This is a genomic window from Actinoplanes sp. NPDC051470 (genome assembly GCF_040682035.1).
Classification (GTDB): domain Bacteria; phylum Actinomycetota; class Actinomycetes; order Mycobacteriales; family Micromonosporaceae; genus Actinoplanes.
The window spans coordinates 119,698-137,772 of record NZ_JBFBAA010000001.1; the positions used below are offsets into that span (position 1 = coordinate 119,698).

Here is an 18,075-nt window from a genome sequence, read left to right on the forward strand (position 1 = left end):
AAACGATGCGGCGTGGCCTCGCGGCCCTCATCGGCCTCGTGATGCTCGGTGGCGGCGCCGCTGCCTGCGGATCCGACGGCCCGGGCGACACGCTCGACGACTTCCTGGCCGGCTGGAGATCGGGCGACATGTCAAAGGTGGGCTTTGTCACGGCGGCCGGGGCGCCGATGAAGGCGGCCGACGTCACCACCGAGCTCACCGGGCTGGCCGGTGAGCTGCCGGTCAACTCGTTGGTGGTCAGCCGGTCGGGCGACACCAAGGAGACCGGCGAGATCGCGACCAGCGCGATCAAGATCGACTGGACGCTCCCCGGGGGCGTGCTCTGGTCGTACCCGAGCACAGTCCGGTTGACCAAGCGCAACAGCGACGGCTGGCGGGTCATCTGGGAGCCCTCGATCGTGCAGAAAGACCTGGTCGGCGGGGACAAGCTCGCGTTGCGCCGGGTCGCCGCCGAGCGGGCCACCATCCTCGACGGGGCCGGCAAGCCGATCGTGACACCGCGGCCGGTGGTCACCATCGCCCTCGACCCGGTCAAGGTCACCGACGTGCGCGCGCTGACCGCCGGGCTCACCGCGGCCCTGAAGAAGATCAACGTCACGCTGACCCTCAAGGACCTCCCCGCCCGCATCAAGAAGGCGCCGGAGAACAGCCGCGTCGACATCATCACGGTCCGGCGCGAGGACTACCTCAAGATCAGGTCCCAGGTACGCTCGCTGCCCGGCACCACGTTCCCCGAGGAGCAGCGCGAGCTGGCGCCGAGCCGCATGTTCGCCCGCGCGCTGCTCGGCACCGTCGACCTGGCCACCGCCGAGGACATCGACCGCAGTCAGAACACCCTCACCCAGGGTGAGAAGGTGGGACACGGCGGGCTCCAGCAGAGGTACGACGTGAAGCTGCGCGGCACCGCCGGCCTGTCCGTGGTGATCCGGCGCGGCGGCGAAGACCCGGCCCAGGTCTACAGCACGAAACCGGTGCCCGGCACGCCGGTCAAGACCACCATCGACGTACGCACCCAGACCGCCGCCGACCAGGCCACCGCGGCCGAGAAGCAGCCCAGCGCCCTGGTCGCCGTACGCATCAGCGACTCGGCGGTCCTCGCGGTCAGCAACGGCCCCGACGGCGGCAGCGACAACGTGGCGCTCACCGGCAAGGTGCCGCCCGGCTCGACGTTCAAGATGGTCTCGGCGCTCGGCCTGCTCCAGAAGAAGGCGGTCACCCCCGACGCCACCGCCGACTGCCCGAAGAGCATCGCGGTCGGCGGCAAGACGTTCAAGAACGCGAACGACATGGCGCTGGGCAAGGTCCCGTTCCACACCGACTTCGCCAAGTCGTGCAACACCGCGTTCGTGAACCTCGCGCCCAAACTCGGCGCGGACGGTCTCAAGACCGCGGCGGCCTCCCTCGGCCTGGGCGCCGAATGGGACCTGGGCGTGCCCGCGTCCAGCGGCAAGCCGTCCCCCGCCGACAGTCCGGCCGAGCTCGCCCAGGCCAGCTTCGGCCAGGGTCAGACCGCGGTCAGCCCGCTCGCCATGGCCGGCGCCACGGCGTCGGTCGCGCGCGGCAAGTTCGTGCAGCCCAAGCTGGTGCTCGACCCCGCTCCGCCCAAGCCCGCGGCCGAGGGTCCCGCGCTCGACAAGGCCGCCGTCGACCCGCTGCGGGCGATGATGCGCGAGGTGGTGACGTCCGGCACCGGCAAGGCGCTGAAGAGCATCAAGGGCAAGCCGGTGTACGGCAAGACGGGCTCGGCCGAGTTCGCGGCCGGCTCGACCGACACGCACTCCTGGTTCGTCGGCTGGCAGGGCGACATCGCGTTCGCGGTGATGGTCCAGAAGGGCGGCGCCGGCGCCGAGGCCGCCGTGCCGGTCGCGTCCCGCTTCCTGACCGCCCTGAACGCCTGACCGCCCTGAACGCTCGCTCCCTGTTGCCTATATGCGCTCAGAGCTGCTCTGAGCGCATATAGGCACCGCGGCGGCGCTAGGGGCGCACCGCGGCGGCGCTAGGGGCACACCGCGGCGGCGCTAGGCGATGTCGGCCGGTTCCCCGGAGCCGAGATCGAAGGCCGGGCGCTGGACGGGCAGGCTGAAGCCGCTGTCCTCCGGCGGCCGCGGACGCAGCATCCCGGGGCGGGTGGCCGGCAACGGCTCGGAGTCGAGCAGCGGCGCGGACCCCAACGGGCGCGGCACGATCGGCCGGCCCGGCGCGGCGTCGCCCCGGCCCCTGCCGTTGAGCTTGGCGGCGGGCTCCAGCTCAGGCTCGTCCTCCTGCGACTCGTCCTCGGCGCGGGGCTCGTCCTCGGCTGCGGGGTCTGTGTCCGGCTCGGCGGCACCGGCCTCAGCCTCGATAGTGTCTTCCGGCTCAGCTGCGAGGGTGTCGTCCGTATCAGCCGCGACGGTGTCGTCCGTCTCGGTCTTGATCGGCTCGTTCGGTGAGTCGGTTTTGACGGTGTTGTCGGTTGTCTCGGCCTTGACCTCGTCGCCCCACTGGTCGGCCAGGTCTGCGAGCTCGGCCGCCGTGGCGGGCCCCGCAGGGACGGCCTCGTCGGCCGCCTCGATCAGCTCGGAGTCCGCGCCAGCCTCGATGGGTTCGGCCTCGGCCGCAGGCTCACTCAGCTCGGCCTCGTCGGTCGGTTCGGCCTCGTCGGTGGACTCGACCGGCGTCGGCTCCTCCGAAGTCTCGAGCGGATCCTCGTCTCCGAGGTCCTGGTCGGCGTCGTCCTGGTCGGCGTCGTCCTCGTCGTTCTCCCCCTGGCCGGGGTCGGTCGAGGGCTCCACGGAAGCGGTCCGACCGGCGAAATCGGACACAGCCGACCCGTCGACGAGGTCGGCCACACTCGAGTCGTCGGCCAGATCGGTCGACACCGAGTCGTCGACCAGGTCGGTCGTCACCGGGTCGTCGACCACGTCCGCCGTCACCGGGTCGGCGGCCAGGTCGGTCGTCACCGGGTCGGCGGCCAGGTCGGTCGTCACCGGGTCGGCGCTCACGTCTGCCGCAACGGCGTCGTTGGCCAGGCGGGACGAGAGCGGGTCGCGGTCTACGTCTGTCGCGACCGGGTCGGCGACCACGTTCGTCGTAGCCGGGCCGGTGGCGACGTCGGCGACCACCAGGTCCGTGGTGCGGTTGGCGGGCGCCACGGTGGTGGCCGGGTTGGTGGCGGAGCGTTCGGCGGCCCAGGCGGCGGACTCGGTCACCGGGTCGGTTGCGGGAGGCTCGGCCAGGTCTTGGCGGGCGGCGTCGAGGTCGGGGCGGGCCGGGGCCGTCCGCAGGGGCGACAAGCCGGCGACGAGGGTCGAGACGATCTCCGCGGCGTACGAGCCGTCGTGGTCGTAGTCGGGGTCGAAGACGGTGATCTCCACGCCGAGGCAGTCGGGCGTGTCGACCAGGCCGGCCAGCAGCAGCTCGAGCTCGGGAAAGGCGATGCCGCCGGGTGACGGCGCGTCGACCGCGGGCATCACGGCCGGGTCGAGGACGTCCATGTCCACGTGGACCCAGTAGCCGGCGCAGTCGACCAGTTGGTCGCGGGCCCACTGGGCGCTGCGGGCGGCGCCCTCGGCCCGCAGGGCGGGGACCGGGCGGGTGACGATGCCGGCGGCCTGGAGGTCGAGGCGGTACTCGTCCTGTGCGCGGATGCCCATGACCACCACGTCGATGTCGCGGTAGTAGGGGCGCCGGCCCTCGATGGCCGCCAGGTCGGGCTGGCCGCGGCCGGTGACCAGGGCCAGGTCTTCGCCGGCGGCCGCGCCCACGTAGGACGCGTTGCCGGGGTGACGGAAGTCGGAGTGGCCGTCGACGAAGACCAGGCCGATGCGCCCGCCGATCTCGGCGCCGAGCCGGTGCATGGCCAGACCGGAACCGATCACGATCGAGCAGTCGCCCCCGAGGACCACCGGGAACTCGCCGGCATCGAGGATGTCGGCGATCCGGTCGGCCAGGCGGCGGGAGTATGCATTGATCTGCTCGGCGTGGCACACCCCGTCACCAGGGCGCCAGTCGCCCGGGTCGTAGCGCGGCGGCGTGAGGCAGCCGGCGTCCCGGGCGTGCAGCCGATCGAGCAGGCCGTGGTCACGCAGGGCCCCGGGCGCCTTGGCGCACCCCGGCACCGACGTCACGGTCGGCGGGCGCAGACCGAGATTGGACGGTGCGTCGAGGATGGCGATACGGCGCATGCGGGGCCCTCCCCTTCCTAGGCCTTCTTCAGAACAGGGCGCGGGCCAGGGCGCGGCGAGCCTCGGACACCGCCGGGTCGTCCGGTCCGGCCACCGTGAACAGCGACAGCAGATGTTTGCGGACCTCGTCGCGCTCGTCGCCGCTGGTGCGCTTGACCAGGGCGATCAGGCGCTGGTAGGCCTCCGGCGCCTGCCCGCTGAGCACCTCGATGTCGGCGGCCAGCTGTTGCGCCGCGAGGTCGTCGGGGTCGGCCTCGGCCTTGGCCATCGCCGTGGCGGCGTCCACGCCCTGGATCCGGCGGTACAGCTCGACCTGGGCCAGGCCGGACTCGGCGGCGTGATCTTGCGGGGTCTCGGCCAGGATCTTCTTGTACGCCGCCTCGGCCTCATCGAGGTCGCCGGTCATCAGCGCGTCGTCGGCGGCGTCGAGACGCGGGTCTTCGGCCGGGGCCACGGCCACGCCACCGGCCTTGAGGACCGCGTCGACGTACTGCCGGACCTGGGCCTCGGGCAGCACCCCGGTGAAGCCCTCGACGAGCTGGCCGCCGACCACCGCCACCACCATCGGGATGCCCTGCACACGCAGCGCCTGGGCCAGCCGCGGGTTGGCGTCGACGTCGACCTTGCCGAGCACCCAGGCGCCGCCGCCCTCGGCCGCCAGCTTCTCGAGCACCGGCGACAGCTGCTTGCACGGCTCGCACCAGTCGGCCCAGAAGTCGAGCAGCACCGGGGTGCCTAGGGAACGCTCGAGCACCTCGGTCTGGAAGTTGGCCTCGGTCACCTCGATGACGGCGCCGCCGATCGCGGCGGGCGGGGCCTGGGGTGCGCCGTCGGCCGCCGGCGGGGCGGCGGCGGGCGGACCGGACGGGGCCGGGCGGGCCGGAGCGGGGCGCAGCGCGCTGAGATCGACCGCGCCGCGGGTGAAGATCGACGGAGTGCTCCGTGGGTCGCTCATGGTTCCCTAGTCTCGCACGCAGAGCAGTTTGTCGGCCGCGCCGCCGGGCAGGTGATATCCGACGTCACATCGGCGACCCTGGCCGGTGGTGCCCATAGGTGCGCAGAGCAGCTCTGCGCACCTATAGGCAACACCTCTGGGCGGTCAGAAGCGGGCGGGCTCGCGATAGATGCCCCATTCGTCCTTGAGGGCGCCGCAGATCTCGCCGAGGGTGGCTTCGGCCCGGGCCGCCTCCAGCATCGGCGGGATCATGTTCTCGTCGGAACGGCTGGCCTCGACCAGGCGATCGAGCGCCTGACGGAGGCGTACCCCATCGCGGTTGTTCTTGCGATCGGCCAGCTCGCGCCGTTGCACCACCTCGACCTCGTGTGAGACCCGCAGGATCTCCAGCTCGCTGGCGACGGTGCTGGTGTGGGCGTTGACCCCGACGATCCGCTTGTCACCCTTCTCCAGCGCCTGCTGGTAGACGAACGCCGCCTCGGCGATGTTGGCGGTGAACCAGCCGTCCTCGATGCCGCGCAGGATGCCCGCGGTCATGCTGCCGTCGTCGCCCAGCTCGCGGATGCGGGTGAAGATCTCCTCCGCCTCGGCCTCGATCCGGTCGGTCAGCTCCTCGAGGTACCAGCTGCCGCCGAGGGGGTCGGCGACGTTGACCACGCCGGTCTCCTCCAAAAGCACCTGTTGGGTACGCAGCGCGATCTCGGCCGACTCGTCGGTGGGCAGTGCGAGCGTTTCATCGAGCGCGTTGGTGTGCAGCGAGTTGGTGCCGCCGAGGATCGCGGCCAGCGCCTCGACCGCGGTGCGCACCACGTTGTTGACCGGCTGCTGGGCGGTGAGGCTGACCCCCGCCGTCTGGGTGTGGAACTTCAGCCACAGCGCCTTCTCGCTGGTCGCGCCGTAGTCGTCACGCAGGTGGCGGGCCCAGATCCGCCGGGCCGCCCGGAACTTGGCGATCTCCTCGAAGAAGTCGATGTGCGCGTCGAAGAAGAACGACAGGCCGGGCGCGAACGTGTTGACGTCCAGCCCGCGGCTGAGGCCCAGTTCGACGTACCCGAAACCGTCGGCGAGGGTGTAGGCGAGCTCTTGCGCGGCGGTCGAGCCGGCCTCGCGGATGTGGTAGCCGCTCACCGACAGCGGCTTGTAGCGCGGGATCTCGGCCGCGCAGTATTCCATCAGGTCGCCGATCAGGCGCAGGTGTGGCTCGGGCGGGAACAGCCACTCCTTCTGCGCGATGTACTCCTTGAAGATGTCGGTCTGCAGGGTGCCGTCGAGGTTCCGCAGCGTGGCGCCCTGCCGCTCGGCGGCCACCAGGTACATCACGAAGACCGGGACGGCCGGCCCCGAGATCGTCATGCTCGTGGTGACGTCCTCCAGCTTGATGCCGTCGAAGAGGACGTCCATGTCGGCGGCCGAGTCGATCGCCACGCCGCAGTGCCCGACCTCGCCCAGCGACTGCGGCTCGTCGGAGTCGCGGCCCATCAGCGTCGGCATGTCGAAGGCCACGCTCAGCCCGCCGCCGCCCGCGGCCAGGATCATCTTGTAGCGCTCGTTGGTCTGGCGCGCGTTGCCGAAGCCCGCGAACTGGCGGATGGTCCAGGTCCGGCCGCGATAGCCGGTGGGATAGAGACCCCGGGTGTACGGGAACTCGCCCGGCCAGCCGATCCGGTCGAAGCCCGGGTGATCACCACGCGGGCCGTACACCGGGTCGACATTCAGACCGGAAAGCGTGGTGAAGTCGGCGTCCCGTTTCCGAGCCGCGTCGTAGCGCCGCTGCCAGCGCTCCCGACCGGCGACGATGTCCGCTGCGTCCATGAGCCACATCCTAAGGGCAGGAACTGAACGATCGGTTAGGGTCTGTCCTGTCGATCAGCCGAGAGCGAGGCGGGGTCCAGAGTGTGGCTGGCGTCGGCCGCGAAGCGCCCTCATACCGGTGTTGTATGTGGGCGTTTTGCGGCCGCCGTCAGGCGCGCTCTGGGCCCTTCCGCAGCCCCGGTTGATCGGCAGGACAGACCCTAGGTGATTTGATGCGGGTATGACATTTCAGCTGTCGGCGCAGGGGCCGTTCTCGCTGGCCGAGGCCGCGCGCTTCCAGGAGTCGTTCCCGGCCTTCGACGGCGCGCCCCGGGTGGAGCTGGTGTTCCCCGCCGACGGTACGTGGTCGACGGTCGGCGTGTGGATCGGCGACGACCTGACCGGGCACGTGGTGTCCAACCCGGGCGGTCTCGCACCGGCCGACATCGCCGGCCAGGTGAGCCGGATCCTCTCGCTGGACGTGGACGGCCGCGGCTTCGGCGCCGTCGGCGAACGCGACGAGGTGGTCGGCGACCTGCAGCGCCAGTTCCCCGGGCTGCGGCCGGTGCTGTTCGGCAGCGCGTACGAAGCGGCGGCCTGGGCCCTGCTGACCCACCGCATCTCGCGCAGCCAGGGCGCGACCCTGCGCCGCCGCCTGGCCGAGGACCTGGGCGACCGGGTCGACTTCGGCGACCACGTGTCCTTCTCGTTCCCGACGCCCGAGCGGCTGGCCACGCTCGAGCCGATGCCGGGCATGACGATCCGCAAGGTGGAGAACCTGCGCGCCCTGGGCGAGGCGGCCGCGGCCGGCGACCTCGACGTGGACCTGCTCCGCTCGATGACCGTCGACGAGGCGCTCGCGCATCTCAAGAAACTCCCCGGCATCGGCCCGTTCTCGGCCGAACTGACCCTGATCCGCGGCGCCGGCACCGTCGACCTGTTCCCCCGCGAGACGCCCCAGCTGCACCACATCATGGGCGACCTCTACGACCTCGGCCCCGAGCCGCCGCTGGCCCGCCTCGAGTCGATCGCCGGCGGGTGGCGCCCGTACGTCGGCTGGGTGACCTTCCTCGTCAGGAACGCGGGATGACCTCGACGTCGTCACGGTCGGCGGCGGCCGCCAGCGCGGCGTGGCGCAGCGCGTCCCGCACGACGACGACGGCCGGGCCCTCCACCGAGGACGCGCGGGCGGCCGAGAAGATGGTGCGCTGGAGACGTTCCTCGGTCAGGTGATGGGTGGCGACCTGAGGCAACGCCGCGGTCAGCAGCGCCGGCAGCAGGGCCACGGCCCGGCGCGACCGGAAGCCTTACGGCGCGGTGACGCGATAAATGGCGCCGGCCAGGTCGTCGCTCACGTAAAGAGCCCGGTCAGGCCCCTGCACAGCCATCACCGGCCGCCCCCAGCGCGACCCGTCCGCCACCTGAAACCCGGTCAGCAACGTCTGCTGAGGCCCCAGCGTTCCATCACGCCAGGCGAAGAACGAGACCTCAGGCGGGCGAGGCGGGTTGCGGTTCCACGAGCCGTGTACGCCAACCAGCGCGCCAGCCCCGTACGCGCCGCCCAGCCCGGGCGACACCGCGAAACTCAGACCCAGCGGAGCCGAATGCGCCCCCATGCCCTGCTCGACCGGAGGCAACGTCGCACAGTCGAGTTTGGCGCCATCCGCATTGGTCTGAATGTCCCGCACAAAGGGTCGGGCCGTGTAGCTGAGCGGCGAGTTCTCCTGGCCCGGCTTCACGTCGGGGTCGGGGTTGCAGTACGGCCAGCCGAGATCACGTCCCTGCTGGAGCCGGGCCAGGGGCTCGAGCGGGTGGTCGTTGACGTACGCGGGGATGACCTTGCCCTGGTTGTCGCCCTGGTGCGGGTAGCCGATGTTGTCCCGGTTGTTGACCGCGGTCCACACCGCGCCGTCGGGGTCGACGGCCAGGCCGGTGCCGTTGCGGACGCCCCGGGCGAACACGGTGGGCCGGCCCCCGCCGGCGGGGGCCCGGAGGATGGTGGCGCGTTCGGGGGTGGCGTCGCGGTCCTCGGCCGAGATGTTGCCGGTCGAGCCGACCGAGACGTAGAGCGCGCCGTCCTGGCCGACGGTGACGCTCTTCAGCGCGTGCGCGTACCGGCCGCCGAGTTCGGGGCTCTTGGCGTCGGGCAGGCCGTCGATGACGACGCGGCGGCCGGACACCTTTCCGGCCGCGTAGGTGTAGGCGTCGACCTGGTCGCTCTCGGCCAGGTAGAGCGTGTCGCCGTGGAAGGCCAGGCCGTGGGGCTGGTTCAGGCCGGTGACCAGGGTGCTGGCGGTTGGTGCGGCGTCGCCGTTCCCGGGTGCCAGGGCGACCACGTCGCCGAGTTTGGGTCGTGAGACGAGCAGCCGCTGGTCGGGGGTCCAGGCCAGCAGGCGCGCGCCCTCGACCCGCGCCCAGACGGTCACCGTCCAGCCGGGCGGGGCCTGGAGCCGGCGGGCCTGGTCGAACGGCGCGGCATCGGTGCCCGCAGGAGCGCGAACGGTGGTTTCGGCCAGCGAGGTCCCGGCGGAAGGCACAACTGAGGAAGATGACGAGGATGACGGTGACGAACACGCGGTGAGCGCCAGTCCACCGGCTAACAGCGCGAGCGCGATCCTCTTCACCGGAGCATCAGTACCCCCTGAACCGGGGACATGCAACCGGCCCGGTCGCACGAGGCGACCGGGCCGGGGCGGATCAGGGGCCGGAGACCAGGGGTTCCTCGGTGTGACCGGCCCGGGCCGCGGCGCCCAGGTTGTTGATCACGTGGGAGATCGTGCCGGTGCCACCCAGGGACACCGTGATCATGTTGCGGAAGCGGATGCCGGGCTTGGCCGGGGTCTCGAAGGCCCGGGCGTTGACGACCGACGAGTTGACGTTGAAGAAGCAGTAGCTGCCCAGGCCCCACGCCTCGTGGGTGGTGACCGAGTCGGCGACCTTGTACGCCGCCCAGCCCTGCGTGCTGCCGTTCATGTAGGCGGCCTGGTTCGGCGGGTCGTACGGCATCTCGTTCTGGTAGAAGTACGTGCGGCCGCGGTCACCGTTCCAGATGGTCTGGTACTGCTGGAAGTGCTCGACGAACAGGCCGTAGAAGGTCACGTCGTTGCCGTTGACGATCAGGCCGTTACGGCCGGGGTTGACGTTCCAGCCGACCACGTTGTTGTTGATGCCGTGGTCGGCCCGCCAGATCCAGGCGTGGTCGCCGATCACGTTGTTGCTGTTGATCTGCATGCTGATCGTGGCCTTGCCGGCCACCGCGCCGCCGACCCGGATGAACACGTCCGAGAGAACGGTCGGGTTGGTGGCGTGCGAAAGAGTGGAGCCGGGCGGGCCGACCTGGAGCAGGATGTTCGAGTTGGTGGTGTTGGCGTCGAACAGCACCCCGGCCAGCCGGACCCCGTCGACGTCGGCGATGTGCATGGCGTCGACGCCGTTGTCGGGCATGAAGGTGGCCAGGCCGAGGCCGAGGATGACGGTGTTGGGGCGGGTCACGTTGAGCGTCTGGTTGAGGTGGTAGACGCCGGGCGTGACGAGCAGGTTCTGGCCGGCCGCGAGGGCCGCGTTGATCGTCGCCGCGGTGTCGCCGGGCTTGACGATGGAGAACGACGAGATCGGCAGCGAGGAGCCCGCCGGGTTGCCGTTCGCCCAGCTGGTGCCGACCTCGTTGGTGCGGAGCGAGGGCACGAAGACCTGGTACGCCCCGGCGCTGTCGATGTAGAGGTACGGCTTCTCGGCGATGACCGGCGACTGGGCCACGTTGGTGTACTTGGGGTCGGGGAAGGTGTTGCCGGGGGCGCCCTGGTCACCGACGAAGACCGCGTTCCAGTTCTTGTTCACGTAGCCCGCCATCGACGAGTTGCGGAAGATGAACTGCTGCTGCGAGCCGTTGTCGATCTGACCGTCCACCTTGGTGTCGGCCATGAAGCCACCGGACGACCAGCCGCCGTCGGACAGCGCCAGCCGGCCCCGCAGGTGCATCCGGCGGTACGGCGCGGCCTGCGAGACGGCCCAGCGGTCCTGCCCGTCGGCGGGGGTCACGGCCAGGCCCTCGGCCGAGCGCCAGAAGTTCTGGGTGGCGTTCTGCGAGCCGTCGTGCCACCAGTCGGCCTCGACGTGCACGTGGCCGTTGATGTTGGTCTGGTCGGGGGTGAGGCCGAGGCCGGCGACCTGGGTGAAGAAGCCGACGTTGGCGTCGACGTTGTAGCTGCCCGGCTTGAACAGCAGCGCGTACCGCTGGGTGCCGAACTGGTTCTCCACCTGCTGGTTGAAGACCTGGGTGAGCTTGTACTGGATGGTCGACGAGGACATCGACGGGTCGAAGATGGTGACGTTGGGCCCGAGGTCCGGGGCGGTGGGGTCGGTCGGCGGCGGGGTGCCGGCGCCGGCGAAGGTCCACTTCTGGTTGGCGCCGCCGCCGCAGTCCCACAGCTGCACCTTGGCTCCGTTGGCGAGGTTGTTGTCCTTGATGTCGAGGCACTTGTTCGCGGCGACGTTGACCAGGTCGTGGCTCGCGGTCAGCGTCCACTTCTGGGTGGCGACGGTGTCGAAACAGTCCCAGAGGTGTACGACGGCGCCGTTCACGGTCGAGTTGTTCGCGACGTCCAGGCACTTGCCCCGGGCCTGCACGGATCCGTTGTCGGCGAAGGTCCAGGTCTGGTTGGCGCTCCCACTGACGCAGTCCCACATCTGGGGCTGGTTGCCGTTGGCGGTGGAGCCGCCGGTGACGTCGAGGCACTTGTTGTTGGCCGTGCTGACCAGGGTTCCGGAGGAGGCGGCGAGCGCCCCGGTGGTGCCGGCCACCACACCGAGGCCGGCCACGACGACGCTGAGCAGGGCGCCGGCGAGGAGTCTGCGAGGGGACACGAGGGGGTCCTTTCGAGCGGGGAAAAGGGGAACCGAAAGGTTGGTTAACAGTTCCCTCGCCCCGCCCGAACGGTCAATGAGGTATCGACCGACTTAAGCTTCCCCTAAGGTGCGGAACCGGTTCCGCCATGTGGGACGGTCACACTCGGTGATCGAGGATCCAGGCTTGCGGGTTGCCCTTGCGGTAGAGCATCCGCATCATCGCCGGCATCATCGCGTCGCGGATGGCCGCGCCCACCGGCCCCGCCGCCTTGCCGCTGCCGTTGCGCCGGCCTGCTTGAACGACCTTCTGCACCCGGGGCCGCCGGATCTCCTCGTAGCACGCCAGCCCGGCCGGCACGGAAGGCGAGGACGCCAGCGCCTGCCCCAGCACCACCGCGTCCTCGAAGGCCATCGACGCGCCCTGCCCCGACGACGGTGACGCGGCGTGTGCGGCGTCGCCGACCAGCACGACGTTGTCCGAGCGCCAGGTCCGCACCTTCGGCAGGTCGTACGTGTTCCACGGCCCGAGCGCCTCCGGCGTGGCCCGGACGATCGCCGCGGCGGGACCGGAATCGGCCGAGAGCAGGTCGATCAGATGCTCCCGCCAGCCGGGGAAAGAGCCATGGTGAGGCGTACGCGAACCGGGGTTGGCGAACCACCACACCGACCCGTCCGGCGCCACGCTCCAGCCGAAGAAGCACCGCCGCCCGAAGGTCATGTGCACCAGGCCGGGCGTGGGGTCGAAGTCCGCGCCGACCGGCCCCTCGGTGAAGCCACCGGCGTTGAGCAGGCCGAGATAGTGCGGCTGGGCGGGATCGAGGTTGCGGCGTACCTGGGAGTTGATGCCGTCCGCCCCGACGAGCAGGTCGGCGTCGTGCGCCACCTCGGTCACCCGGCTCGAGTAGTGGATCGGGACGCCCGCGTCGAGCACCGCCCGGCGCAGCGTGAGGTAGAGGTCGGCCCGCCGGATCGTGGTGGTGACCAGCCCGTCGGCGGTCGGTCCGCCGAGCGGCGCCTGGGCCAGCCGGCGACCGGCCCCGTTCCAGAGCACACAGGTCGGGGTGGGAAAACCGCCGGCCAGGGCCACGGATGGGTCGATACCGAGCGTACGCAGGGCCGCGATGCCGTTGACGGCGACCGTGACAAACGCTCCGAGCTCGGCCGCGCCCTCGGCCCGGGCCTCGTGGATCTCGACTTCCCAGCCGAGGCGGTGCAGCGCCAGGGCGGTGGCGGTCCCCGCGTAGCCGGCGCCGGCAACAATCGCTCTAGTCATGGATTAACTATGCACGCCATGACTATGGCAGACAACCCTGAATCAACCCCTAGGCTCTGTCGCATGGCTGATCGAGCGATAAGGCACTCGCCCCTGGCGATCGTGCTGCTGGCGCTGCTGCTCGAGGAGTCGATGCACCCCTACCGGATGCAGCAGATGATCAAGGAGCGCGGGCAGGACCAGCTGGTCAACGTGGCCCAGCGCAACAGCGTCTACCAGGCGCTCGACCGGCTGGTCCGGGACGGCCTGGCCCGGCCGGCGGGCACCGCGCGGGACGGCGGGCGGCCGGAACGCACCACCTACGAGATCACCACCGCCGGGCGGGACGAGCTGCACCGCTGGGTGGCCGGCCGGCTGCCGGCGCCGGCCCGGGAGTTCCCGGAGTTCCCGGTCGCGCTGGCCCTCCTGGCCATCCTCGGGCCGGAGAAGGTCCGCGAGCTCCTGGCCGCCCGGGCCGCGGCCCAGGCGGCGAAGCTGGCCACGATCGAGGAGCAGGCGCCGCCGGGGCTGCCGCGGCTCTTCCTGATCGAGGACGAATACCGCGCGGCGATGTTGCGGGCGGAGATCGGCTGGCTGCGCGGGCTGATCGACGATCTGGCCGACGGCACGCTGACCTGGGACCGGACGATGATCCAGGAGACGTTAGAGCGCTTTCAGTAGTTCCTCGGCGGCCGCGTACGGATCGAGGGAGCCCGCCGCCACCCGGGCCGCCAGCGCGCTCAGCGGCGTACCCACCCGAAGTGAGCCCATCCGCGCACGCAGCGTGCCCAGCGCGATCGCCTCGACCTCGACGGCGGCCCGCCGCTCCCGCCGCTCGCCGAGCGTGCCCGAGTCGGTGAGCCACTGGCGGTGCTTGTCGATCGCGGCCACCACGTCGTCGATGCCGTCGCGCTTGATCGCCACCGCGCGCACCACCTGGGGCCGCCAGTCGCCCGCGGCCCGCTCGCCGAGAGCCAGCATCCCCTGGATGTCGCGGTAGGTGTTGTCGGCGCCCGGCCGGTCGGCCTTGTTGATCACGAAGACGTCGGCGATCTCCAGGATGCCGGCCTTGACCGCCTGGATCGCGTCGCCCATCCCGGGCGCCAGCAGCACCAGCGTGGTGTCGGCGAGCTGGGCGATCTCGACCTCGGCCTGGCCCACGCCGACCGTCTCGACCAGGATCACCTCGCAGCCGGCGCCCTCCAGCACCCGCACCGCCTGGGGCGTGGCCGCGGCGAGGCCGCCGAGCTGGCCGCGGGTCGACATCGAGCGGATGTAGACGCCGGGGTCGGACGTGTGTTCCTGCATGCGGATCCGGTCGCCGAGGATCGCGCCGCCGGAGAACGGGCTGGCCGGGTCGACGGCCAGCACCGCGACCCGCTTGCCCGCGGCCCGCAAGGACCGGACCAGCTCGTTCGTGGTCGTCGACTTGCCCACCCCGGGCGAGCCGGTGAGCCCGACGACCTGAGCCTTCCCCGTGTCAGCGGCGAAGGCCGCCGCGACGGCCGGCAACTGAGGCGAACCGTTCTCGACGAGACTGATCAGGCGGGCGACGGACCGAGCGTCGCCGTCGCGGGCTCGCGCGACCAGTTCCGGTAGAGAAAGGCTCACGGAACGGAAATTATCAGCGCGTCGCCCTGGCCGCCGCCACCGCACAGGGCCGCCGCGCCCCGGCCGCCGCCGCGTCGCCGCAGCTCGTAGGCCAGCGTGAGGACCAGCCGGGCCCCGGACATGCCGATCGGGTGGCCCAGCGCGATCGCGCCGCCGTTCACGTTGACCCGGTCCTCGTCGACCTTGAGCTCGCGCATCGACTGGAGGACGACCTGGGCGAACGCCTCGTTCATCTCGATCAGGTCGAGGTCGGCCACGGTCAGCCCGGCCTTGCCCAGGGCGTGCCGGATGGCGTTGGCCGGCTGGGACTGCAGTGACGAGTCGGGCCCGGCCACGTTGCCGTGCGCCTCGATCTCGGCCAGCCAGGTCAGGCCCAGCTCCTCGGCCTTGGCCCGGCTCATCACCACGACCGCGGCGGCGCCGTCGGAGATCGGGGACGCGCTGCCGGCCGTGATCGTGCCGTCCTTGGCGAAGGCGGGCCGGAGCTGGCCCAGGGTCTCGGCGGTGGCGTCCGGGCGTACGCCCTCATCGGTGTCGACGACCTTGTCGGTCTCGCGCAGCCCGACCTTGATCGGCACGATCTCTTCGCCCAGCCGGCCCTCGCGTTGCGCCGCGGCCGCGCGCTGGTGGCTGAGGGCGGCGAACGCGTCCTGCTCGGCCCGGGTGATGCCCAGCTCGGAGCCGCTGCGCTCGGTCGACTCGCCCATCGAGACGCCGTCCCAGGGGTCCATCAGCCCGTCGACCGCCATGTGGTCGCGGACCAGCACGTCGCCGTACTTGCTGCCCTGGCGGTGGTTCATCAGCAGGTGGGGCGCGCCGGTCATCGACTCCATGCCGCCGGCCACCACGATGTCGAACTCGCCGGCCCGGATCAGCTGGTCGGCCAGCGCGATCGCGTCGAGCCCGGAGAGGCACACCTTGTTGACGGTCACGGCCGGGGTGGTCATCGGGATGCCCGCCGCCACGGCCGCCTGCCGCGCCGCGATCTGCCCGGCGCCGGCCTGCAGCACCTGGCCCATGATCACGTACTGCACCTGGTCGGGCCGCACGCCGCCCCGCTCCAGCGCGCCCGCGATGGCGTGGCCGCCGAGCACGGTGGCCGGCACGTTCTTGAGGTTGCCGAGAAGACGACCCATGGGTGTACGAGCGCCGCTGACGATTACCGAGGTGCCCACTGATCCTCCGCCGACTGAACGATGGTTAGGGTGACACACTATCCGGTATGACGGATCTTCCCCTCGTCGGATTGTTGCGCATCGACCACGTCGGCGTGGCCGTGCCCGACTTGGACGAGGCTGTGGCCTTCTACGCCGAGACGTTCGGTCTGCGCTGCGTCCATCAGGAGACCAACGAGGAACAGGGCGTACGCGAGGCGATGCTGGCCGTCGGCGACGATCCGGCCGCGCCACGCCTGCAACTGCTGGCGCCCGCCCGGCCCGACTCGGCGATCGCCAAGTTCCTCGATCGCGGCGGCCCCGGGCTCCAGCAGCTGGCGTACACCGTGCGCGACGTGCGGGCGAGCAGCGAGGCTCTGCGAGCGCGCGGCCTGCGGTTGCTCTACGACAACCCCCGGCGGGGCACCGGCGGCTCGCTGATCAACTTCGTGCACCCCAAGGACGCCGGCGGCGTGCTGGTGGAATTGGTGCAACCTCCCTGATTTGTACGCCGACCGAGTGAAACGTCCCCGCCGCACCCGCCTGGCCTGGCAGGATCGTCCACATCGTCGGCCGCAACGATGGGATGATCCACGGTCAAACCGTGACACAGCAGGTGAGGGGCTGCACGCGCGGCCGGACCCCGCCCGGCCGAACGGCGGGCGGACACCCTCGACCGGTGGACGAAGCTGATCTTAGGGGGCTATTTCTTAGGGCCCCTCCCCCTTGCATGCCTCAGGGGGGTTCGCAAGGATGGCGCAATGCCCCAGCAGCAGGACCAAAATCTCGCGTTCTTCGAGACCGCCAATTCTCAGCACGACTTCACGGTTGTCCTGCGTGGATACGACCGTGGCCAGGTCGACGCCCACCTCGGCCGCCTGGTCGCCGCGCTGAACCAGTCCGAGCAGGCCCGCGCCGAGGCCGAGCAGCGGATGAACGACGCGCAGCGCCGGTTGCGCCAGGCCGAGCAGCGGCTGAACGCGCTCGAGCAGAAGCTCGCCGACAGCAACAAACAGCTGGAGGAGAACAACAGACCGACGCTGTCCGGGCTGGGCACCCGGGTCGAGCAGATCCTGCGGCTGGCCGAGGAACAGGCCAACGACCACCGGAGCGAGGCGAAGCGGGAGTCCGAGGGCATTCTCTCCGCCGCCCGCCTGGAGGCCCGCGAGATCACCGACAAGGCGCGGGCCGAGGCCGCCGCGATGAAGGCGTCCGCCGAGCGCGAGGCCGGTCAGATGCGCACCCACGCCGAGCGTGAGGCGGCCGAGACCCGGGTGCAGGCCCGGCGTGAGGCCGACACGCTGCGGGGCGACGCCGACCGCGAGACCAAGCAGCTGCGTACGGTCACCGCGCACGAGGTCGCCGAACTGAAGTCCACCGTCGAGCGCGAGGTCAACGCGCTCCGGGCGACCGCCGAGCGCGAGATCACCCAGCAGCGGGCCAAGGCCGGCCGCGAGGCCGAAGAGAAGCGGGCCGAGGCGACCAAGATGCTCTCCGACGCCCGTGACAAGCGCGACAAAGACCTGCAGGCCCTGGCCCTCGAGATCGCCGAGCGCCGCGAGAAGGCCGAGCGGGAAGAGGCCCAGCGGCACGCGGCCCAGGTCAGCGCCACCCAGAAGATGGTGGCCGAGGCCGAGGAGCGGGCCCGGGCGGCCGAGGACCGGTCCAAGGAGATCGAGCAGCGCGCCGAGCACCGCCGGGTCGAGGCCGACCGGAACGCCAACGAGACGGTCGAGAAGGCCCGCGCCCTGTCCGACAAGACGGTCACCGAGGCCCGCTCCGAGGCCAACCGGCTGCTCAGCGAGGCCCGCACCGAGGCCGAGCTGACCACCCAGGCGGCCCGCCGCGAGGTCGACGATCTCACCCGTCAGAAGGACCAGGTCACCAACCAGCTCGGTCAGATGCTCTCCGGGCTCTCCGGCCTGGTGCCCTCGGTGGGCGCCGCGGCCAAGGCGGCGGTCGAGAACGCCACCAAGCCGGCCGCGGAGAAGTCCGACAAGCCCGCCGAGGCCGCTCCGGCCCAGCGTGACGGCGAGAAGGAGGACGCCGGCGACAAGCCGGTGGCCGCCAAGACGAACTCCTGAGACGTTGCCGACGGCGTACAGCGGTTGCACATTTCGGGGTTAGTGCGCGACGGTAGTTCGGTGGCATGAATCGATGCGGGCCGTACTGGAGAACACTCCGGTGCGGCCCGATCGCTTGCGTGCCCGGCGCACCTGACAAAATCACAACCAGACGCACCTTCCGTCCAAGCCGGTGTGTATCGGCACATCAGCGGACGATGCGTATGTGAGGATGGACAGC

General features: G+C 71.2%; 13 protein-coding genes and 1 pseudogene. 5 read left to right on the forward strand and 9 right to left on the reverse strand.

The genetic code is table 11. The features are described 5' to 3' along the window. Positions 1–5 precede the first annotated feature (5 nt). Positions 6–1,898 (forward strand): penicillin-binding transpeptidase domain-containing protein, encoded by a 1,893-nt coding sequence (locus AB0M54_RS00550; protein ID WP_364468334.1) that lies wholly within the window; start codon positions 6–8, stop codon positions 1,896–1,898. A gap of 1,371 nt (positions 1,899–3,269) precedes the next feature. Here AB0M54_RS00550 and AB0M54_RS00555 read toward each other — a convergent pair. The 3 genes and pseudogenes from AB0M54_RS00555 to AB0M54_RS00565 all read right to left on the reverse strand — a co-directional run. Next, positions 3,270–4,163: pseudogene (locus AB0M54_RS00555) on the reverse strand (arginase family protein); the annotation flags it as partial. Positions 4,164–4,191: 28 nt separating this feature from the next. Then, a complete protein-coding gene (locus AB0M54_RS00560) occupies positions 4,192–5,118 on the reverse strand; it encodes a tetratricopeptide repeat protein (RefSeq protein ID WP_364468336.1) in 927 nt (308 codons plus the stop codon). A 144-nt stretch (positions 5,119–5,262) separates the two neighbouring features. Beyond that, complete coding sequence (locus AB0M54_RS00565) at positions 5,263–6,930, reverse strand: methylmalonyl-CoA mutase family protein (protein WP_364314974.1); 1,668 nt, start codon at positions 6,928–6,930, stop codon at positions 5,263–5,265. A 220-nt stretch (positions 6,931–7,150) separates the two neighbouring features. Between AB0M54_RS00565 and AB0M54_RS00570 the strand changes: the two genes are divergently transcribed. Continuing rightward, positions 7,151–7,999, forward strand: a complete 849-nt coding sequence (locus AB0M54_RS00570) for a hypothetical protein (protein ID WP_364468338.1) — start codon at positions 7,151–7,153, stop codon at positions 7,997–7,999. Here AB0M54_RS00570 and AB0M54_RS00575 read toward each other — a convergent pair. The 4 genes from AB0M54_RS00575 to AB0M54_RS00590 form a co-directional block, all read right to left on the reverse strand. Continuing rightward, positions 7,983–8,195 (reverse strand): hypothetical protein, encoded by a 213-nt coding sequence (locus AB0M54_RS00575; RefSeq protein ID WP_364468340.1) that lies wholly within the window; start codon positions 8,193–8,195, stop codon positions 7,983–7,985. The genes AB0M54_RS00570 and AB0M54_RS00575 overlap by 17 nt on opposite strands. 21 nt (positions 8,196–8,216) lie before the next feature. Next, the gene (locus AB0M54_RS00580) at positions 8,217–9,446 is read right to left on the reverse strand and encodes a gluconolaconase (protein ID WP_364468342.1); all 1,230 of its coding nucleotides are present in this window, start codon (positions 9,444–9,446) and stop codon (positions 8,217–8,219) included. A gap of 160 nt (positions 9,447–9,606) precedes the next feature. Beyond that, the gene (locus AB0M54_RS00585; RefSeq protein WP_364468344.1) at positions 9,607–11,772 is read right to left on the reverse strand and encodes an RICIN domain-containing protein; all 2,166 of its coding nucleotides are present in this window, start codon (positions 11,770–11,772) and stop codon (positions 9,607–9,609) included. A 139-nt stretch (positions 11,773–11,911) separates the two neighbouring features. Beyond that, complete coding sequence (locus AB0M54_RS00590) at positions 11,912–13,027, reverse strand: NAD(P)/FAD-dependent oxidoreductase (RefSeq protein ID WP_364468345.1); 1,116 nt, start codon at positions 13,025–13,027, stop codon at positions 11,912–11,914. Between the two features lie 63 nt (positions 13,028–13,090). Between AB0M54_RS00590 and AB0M54_RS00595 the strand changes: the two genes are divergently transcribed. Continuing rightward, positions 13,091–13,687, forward strand: a complete 597-nt coding sequence (locus AB0M54_RS00595; protein ID WP_364314957.1) for a PadR family transcriptional regulator — start codon at positions 13,091–13,093, stop codon at positions 13,685–13,687. Here AB0M54_RS00595 and meaB read toward each other — a convergent pair. Both meaB and AB0M54_RS00605 read right to left on the reverse strand, forming a co-directional pair. Further along, positions 13,670–14,617 carry a methylmalonyl Co-A mutase-associated GTPase MeaB gene (gene meaB / locus AB0M54_RS00600; RefSeq protein ID WP_364314954.1) on the reverse strand — a complete coding sequence of 316 codons (948 nt, stop codon included), beginning with the start codon at positions 14,615–14,617 and terminating at the stop codon, positions 13,670–13,672. The genes AB0M54_RS00595 and meaB overlap by 18 nt on opposite strands. Continuing rightward, positions 14,614–15,792, reverse strand: a complete 1,179-nt coding sequence (locus AB0M54_RS00605; RefSeq protein WP_364468347.1) for an acetyl-CoA C-acetyltransferase — start codon at positions 15,790–15,792, stop codon at positions 14,614–14,616. The genes meaB and AB0M54_RS00605 overlap by 4 nt, the downstream gene beginning before the upstream one ends. A gap of 47 nt (positions 15,793–15,839) precedes the next feature. Here AB0M54_RS00605 and mce point away from each other — a divergent pair, with 47 nt between their 5' ends. Then, positions 15,840–16,274, forward strand: coding sequence for a methylmalonyl-CoA epimerase (gene mce, locus AB0M54_RS00610; protein WP_364468349.1), 435 nt, complete (start codon positions 15,840–15,842; stop codon positions 16,272–16,274). 258 nt (positions 16,275–16,532) lie between these two features. Next, a complete protein-coding gene (locus tag AB0M54_RS00615) occupies positions 16,533–17,855 on the forward strand; it encodes a DivIVA domain-containing protein (protein ID WP_364314946.1) in 1,323 nt (440 codons plus the stop codon). The last annotated feature ends 220 nt before the right edge of the window (positions 17,856–18,075 follow it).

Excerpts from the sequence above, each read along its gene's own strand:
- AB0M54_RS00560 (WP_364468336.1), bottom strand. The coding sequence starts at position 5,118 with ATGAGCGACCCACGGAGCACTCCGTCGATCTTCACCCGCGGCGCGGTC.
- AB0M54_RS00565 (WP_364314974.1), bottom strand. The coding sequence starts at position 6,930 with ATGGACGCAGCGGACATCGTCGCCGGTCGGGAGCGCTGGCAGCGGCGC.
- AB0M54_RS00595 (WP_364314957.1), top strand. The coding sequence starts at position 13,091 with ATGGCTGATCGAGCGATAAGGCACTCGCCCCTGGCGATCGTGCTGCTG.
- mce (WP_364468349.1), top strand. The coding sequence starts at position 15,840 with ATGACGGATCTTCCCCTCGTCGGATTGTTGCGCATCGACCACGTCGGC.
- AB0M54_RS00570 (WP_364468338.1), top strand. The coding sequence starts at position 7,151 with ATGACATTTCAGCTGTCGGCGCAGGGGCCGTTCTCGCTGGCCGAGGCC.
- AB0M54_RS00550 (WP_364468334.1), top strand. The coding sequence starts at position 6 with ATGCGGCGTGGCCTCGCGGCCCTCATCGGCCTCGTGATGCTCGGTGGC.
- AB0M54_RS00615 (WP_364314946.1), top strand. The coding sequence starts at position 16,533 with ATGCCCCAGCAGCAGGACCAAAATCTCGCGTTCTTCGAGACCGCCAAT.
- AB0M54_RS00590 (WP_364468345.1), bottom strand. The coding sequence starts at position 13,027 with ATGACTAGAGCGATTGTTGCCGGCGCCGGCTACGCGGGGACCGCCACC.